At 40.8% G+C, this 5,790-nt stretch carries 4 protein-coding genes; all 4 read left to right on the top strand.

Features of this window, described 5'->3' with window-relative positions:
• A partial coding sequence (locus NJ959_RS24745; RefSeq protein WP_254014416.1) for a sll1366 family intein-prone helicase occupies positions 1–2,511 on the top strand: 2,511 nt, incomplete at its 5' end.
• A gap of 308 nt (positions 2,512–2,819) precedes the next feature.
• Positions 2,820–3,656, top strand: a complete 837-nt coding sequence (locus NJ959_RS24740) for an SWIM zinc finger family protein (protein ID WP_254014415.1) — start codon at positions 2,820–2,822, stop codon at positions 3,654–3,656.
• Positions 3,657–3,791: 135 nt separating this feature from the next.
• On the top strand, positions 3,792–4,766 hold the full coding sequence (locus NJ959_RS24735; protein WP_254014414.1) for a gluconeogenesis factor YvcK family protein: 975 nt from the start codon (positions 3,792–3,794) through the stop codon (positions 4,764–4,766).
• Between the two features lie 136 nt (positions 4,767–4,902).
• Positions 4,903–5,601 (top strand): GDYXXLXY domain-containing protein, encoded by a 699-nt coding sequence (locus NJ959_RS24730; protein WP_254014413.1) that lies wholly within the window; start codon positions 4,903–4,905, stop codon positions 5,599–5,601.
• Positions 5,602–5,790 lie beyond the last annotated feature (189 nt).

Here is a 5,790-nt window from a genome sequence, read left to right as displayed (position 1 = left end):
GTTAAGGGATCTAATTTTCAGCCAGATTCTCCTCAAGAATTACTCTTAAGTTTTTTGAGCAGTATGATAGATGTCCAGGTACGGTGTTGGCAGGAGTCAGTATCTTTACCAGTAACAGAATCGCCTATATCAGAATGGCTGCAAAGTCTTTCCAAATCTTCTAATATCCTCACAGGAGAAGCAACTGCGATCGCGCGTCTGGAAACTGCACTTTCCACTTGGAAGATACCCATACAACAACACTTAATCACCCCCAAATCTGAAAAGTTAGGACAAAATCTTTTTCGTACCTGTTTTGTCTTGCAACCTCCGGAGTCAGGGGCAAGCAATTGGCAGTTAAACTATTCCTTACAAGCAGTTGATAACTCAGAATTCTTAGTTGATGCCAAAACTATTTGGAATCTGCCAGTAGAAAGATTAGAATATCAAGGGAGAATAATTGAACTACCTCAAGAAACATTCTTAAAAGGCTTGGGTTTAGCATCCCGACTATATCCACCGATTGAACCTAGTTTACACGATCGCACTCCTCAGTTTTGCTCCCTGACACCAGTTGAGGTTTATGAGTTTATTCGGGGTAGTGCTTGGCGTTTATCTGATAGTGGTTTAGGAATTATATTGCCACCGGGATTAGCCCCAGGTGCAGGGGCAACAAGATTAGGAATTAGCCTGAGTGCCGAGTTAGCCAAACCAAATAAAAAAGAGCGGTTGGGATTAAAAAGCCTCCTGAATTTTAAGTGGGAATTAGCAATTGGCGATCAAACTATTTCTAAAAAAGAATTCGATCGCCTCATGGCACTTAAATCTCCATTGGTAGAAGTTAATGGGGAGTGGATAGCACTACAACCTTCAGATGTGCGAGCGGCTCAAGCAATTTTTGCGACATCTCAAGATCAAATGAATCTTTCAGTAGAAGATGCCTTGCGCTTGAGTACGGGGGATACCACCACCCTGGGTAAACTGCCAGTAGTTAAATTTGAGGCATCTGGTGCGCTGCAAGAATTAATAATTAATTTGACAGGAAATCAGTCAATTGTACCGATTGAAATACCCGCCAGTTTTCGGGGAGAATTACGCCCTTATCAAGTACGAGGTGTAAGTTGGTTAGCATTTCTAGAAAAATGGGGATTGGGTGCTTGTTTGGCAGACGACATGGGATTGGGAAAAACCATTCAAACAATAGCCTTCCTCCTCCATCTCAAAAAAGAGGAAGCATTAGAATCGCCAACTCTATTAGTTTGCCCAACATCGGTACTAGGAAACTGGGAAAGGGAAGTGCATAAATTTGCGCCAACCCTGAAAGTTATGATTCATCACGGGGATAAACGACTAAAAGGAAAAACATTTGCTAGAGCAATAAAAGACAAGGAATTAGTTGTTACTAGTTATCCCTTAGTCTATCGCGATGCCGCCACACTACAGGATATTTCCTGGCAAGGTATTATACTGGATGAAGCACAGAATATTAAAAATCCAGGGGCAAAGCAATCCAAAGCAATCCGGGAAATTAATAGTCAGTTTCATATTGCTTTAACTGGTACACCAGTAGAGAATCGATTGACAGAATTATGGTCAATTTTAGATTTCCTCAATCCAGGATATTTAGGAGATCGCCAATTCTTTCAGCGTCGCTTTGCCATGCCAATTGAGAAGTTTGGCGATACTGATTCATTAAAAACTTTGCGTTCCCTAGTTCAACCCTTCATCCTCCGCCGGATGAAAACTGATAAAACCATCATTCAAGACTTGCCAGAAAAGCAGGAAATGACAGTATTCTGTGGACTTTCAGCCGAACAAGCCTCACTTTATCAAAAGTTAGTAGATGAGTCCATGCTCGAGATTGAATCCGCTGATGGAATTAAGCGGAAGGGTTTGATTTTAACCTTATTATTGCGACTGAAACAAGTTTGCAATCATCCCGCCCAATATTTAAAAGAGAAACAAATAGGAGAGGCAAAAAGATCTGGTAAATTGCTCCGGTTACAGGAAATGCTAGAAGAGGCTATTGCAGAAGGAGATAGTGCTTTAATCTTTACACAATTTGCCGAGTGGGGCAAACTATTACAAGGATATCTAGAGAAAGAGTTGGGTAGTGAAATATTATTTCTGTATGGCTCAACTAAGAAACAGCAAAGAGAGGAAATGGTGGATCGCTTTCAGAATGACCCCGAAGGACCCCAAATTCTGATACTATCTCTAAAAGCAGGTGGTACTGGATTGAACCTAACCAGGGCAAATCATGTCTTTCACGTCGATAGATGGTGGAATCCCGCCGTAGAAAACCAAGCAACGGATCGTGCTTTTCGGATCGGACAAACCCGCAATGTCCAAGTGCATAAATTTGTCTGTAATGGTACTCTAGAAGAGAAAATAAATGACTTAATTGAAAGCAAAAAACAACTAGCTGAACAAACCGTAGAAGCCGGAGAAAACTGGGTAACAGAAATGGATACAGATCAATTGCGATCGCTATTATTACTCGATCGGAATTCCGTGATTGATGAGGATTAGTTATTGGTTGTTTGTTATTGGTTGTTTGTTATTTGTTATTTGTTATTGATTGTTTGTTATTGGTTATTGGTTATTGGTTATTGGTTGTTTGTTATTGGTTGTTTGTTATTTGTTATATAACATGGGTTGCTCGTGTTACAATTATTAGTTGTTTGAGAGAAAAAATAACAAACTTAACAATTACCTCCGATCGCCATGCCATTCCACAATCAAAAACCAGCAACAAACTCAAGTCAAAAGTGAAAATTTAAAACCAACAACCAACAACAAATAACCAATAACCAACAACAAATAACCAACAAATAACAATGAGCAATTATGAAATAGAAACCACTGAATGGTGGGTACAACGCTGGAACGATCTACTCAACTCCTATCGATTTAAAAAGCGCCTAGAACGAGCCAGAAACTATGCCAGAGAAGGGAATGTATTGAGCATTGAATTTAAAGATTCCCAGGTATTAGCCAAAGTACAAGGTACGGCTCCAGAACCATATCAAGTCTCACTATTTATAGATCCATTCTCAGTGGAAGACTGGAATTATGTAGTGCAAACAATGGCACAGCAAGCGATTTATTCAGCTCATCTATTAGCAGGAGAAATGCCCCATAACATTGAAGAAGTTTTTACCAGCAATGGATTAAGCTTGTTTCCATTTACCCTCTCAGATATCCATTCTCAGTGCAGTTGTCCAGATCCCAAAAATCCCTGCAAACATATTGGTGCAGTTTATTATCAATTAGGCGATCGCTTTAGTGAAGATCCTTTTGTATTATTCCAATTACGGGGACGCACTAAAGGACAAATCCTCGATGACTTGCGTAGGCTGCGGAGTACGGGTACGAGAGAAGAAGTAAGCCAAGAAATAATAGATATTCATCCCGAATCTCTTAATCCATCTGCTACTTTATCCCCTACTTCATCCACTGTTAGCCCACTTAACATTGAGGAATTTTGGCAATATAATGAGCCTTTAGATCCAACGCTTGTAGTAATTACCCCGCCGCCAGATAATTCCACAGTACTTGATGTCTTGGGAGCCATTCCTTTAGCTGCCGTTGATTCTCGTGCGATTCAGTATTTTAAGGAGGTTTATCAAATAGTTAGTCGAGAGGCAATGATGTCAGCTTTAAATCGGGAATAGCCCAGCGGATGCCGTTGAGGGGAATTGCTAATTGCTAATTGCCAATCTTCCATCTATTCCCTAGCCCCTAGCTCCTATTCCCTATTCTCTATTCCCTACTCCCTACTCCCTATTCCCTATTCCCTATTCCCTATAATGACCCAAACAAACAAGCCTAAAATAGTTACAATCGGTGGTGGATCTGGTGTTAGTACCGTACTCAGTGAGTTAAAAAATTTATCGGAGGTAACAGCAGTTGTTTCCATGATGGATAGTGGGGGAAGTAGTGGTAGGTTGCGAGACGAACATGGTATTTTACCTCCTGGAGATGTGCTGAAATGTATCTCTGAGTTGCTACCAGATGACGATTATAGTAAGAAATGGCGTGATTTTCTTAATTACCGTTTTCGTAAAGGTGAAGGGCTAAAAGGGCATAGTTTAGGTAACTTACTGTTAGCCGCAGCTTATGATTGGGAAGGCGGCACTCCTTTTGGAATTGAGTCAATCTCTAATTTATTAAACATTCAGGGTAGAGTTCTTCCCGTGACGCTGAATGATGTAGATTTAATTGCTAAATTGAATGATGGAACGGACTTAATCAGCGAAACCAGTATCGATCTCCGCACTAATTTTGAACAGAGGATTGAATATATTTATCTTTCACGCCGCGCACAGGTTTATAAACCTGTTTTGCAAGCAATTATGGAAGCGGATCATATCGTAATTGGTCCTGGTAGTTTATACACTAGCATTCTGCCAAATTTTTTAGTAGAAGGTTTACCAGAAGCCTTAGCCCAAACAAATGCACCTAAAACTTATGTAGTGAATTTAGTGACTGATCCGGCAGAAACAACTGGCTATAAGGCATCCGATTTTATTAAAAAACTTGAAGAATACTACTGTGATGGCAAATTAGTTGATTATGCTATAGTGAACACAAATCCGATTGAAGATATGTTGGGTCATATCTATGCGACGGAAAACAAGTTTCCTGTTGAACCAGATATTGAAGAGTGCAAAAAGCTGGTCACAAAAGAGGTGATAAGCGGTAACTTTATGAAAGGAAAAACTATCTTACGACACGATAGCCGCCGTTTGGCAGAGATTCTACTAGATCGTTGTTATAAATGATATGTAATGTAATCAGGACTTACGCAAAGCATATATTTATAGGGTGTGTTAGGCTTTGCTAACGCACCATTTCCACTATATCTGATGTTGCTTCGTAAGTCTTGGCAACGAATATTATACCAAAAACCAACAACAAATGACCAACAACAAAGAACAAATAATCAACCCCAAACCATTTTGGGGATTTTGGCTGTCTCTTTTGTTTCAAACCGCAGTAATTATTGCCGTACCAGCCCAATCCGTTTATACTCAGATCAATGGAAAAAAAGTCATTCTCCAGACAGCACCAACAGATCCTTACGAACTTTTGCAGGGCTACGATCCAGCCATTAGGTATGATATATCCAGTCAGGATCGGCTACGAAATCTTCCAGGTTGGCAAGAATTACCCAAGCAACTAGGATATCAACGTGAAAAGATTTTTATTAAACCTGGTACGCTTTTATATGTGATTTTGGCAGAACCAATTTCACCGACTTTACCCGGATTACCACAAGCTTGGAAACCAGTAGGAGTCAGTCTCAAACCTCCTCTCCAACTCAAGAGCGATCGCATTGCACGGCGGCAAAGCCCAGATCGCGTTATTCTGAAAGGATTAGCCCAAAAAGACTCCATTGAGTACGGACTCGAAACTTACAAGATTTCCGAACCCCAACAGCAGCTTCTTAACAAAGATTTACGTGGAAGCAGAAAAGCCAATCTCACTAAACCTCAACAACCACCGTCAATCGTCGTAGAAATAAAAGTAGACAAGGGCGGTAATGCCAATGCGATCGCACTTTGGGCGCAGTTTGGCGAAGCTTCACCACACCAGGTGCGTAGCTATCGCTTTTAATCCGAGAAGAGAGTTTTGTTAGCGCAGCGGGACGAAGTCCGTTTTGAGTTTTAACTCTTCCCTTCTCCCCCTTCTCCCTCTTCTCCCCCCACTCCCCCCCAGGGCTGTTTCATTTTCAAATGAGACGACAGATTGAAATCTGTCGCTACACAGACAAAACCTGCTTTCGCAGGTTAGCGAGTCTTGCAT

The sequence above is a fragment of the Limnofasciculus baicalensis BBK-W-15 genome, assembly GCF_024178385.1.
GTDB classification, from domain to species: Bacteria; Cyanobacteriota; Cyanobacteriia; order Cyanobacteriales; family Coleofasciculaceae; genus Limnofasciculus; species Limnofasciculus baicalensis.
The sequence above is the reverse complement of the archived record's forward strand: the minus strand, read 5'-3'. Positions and strand labels throughout refer to the sequence as shown.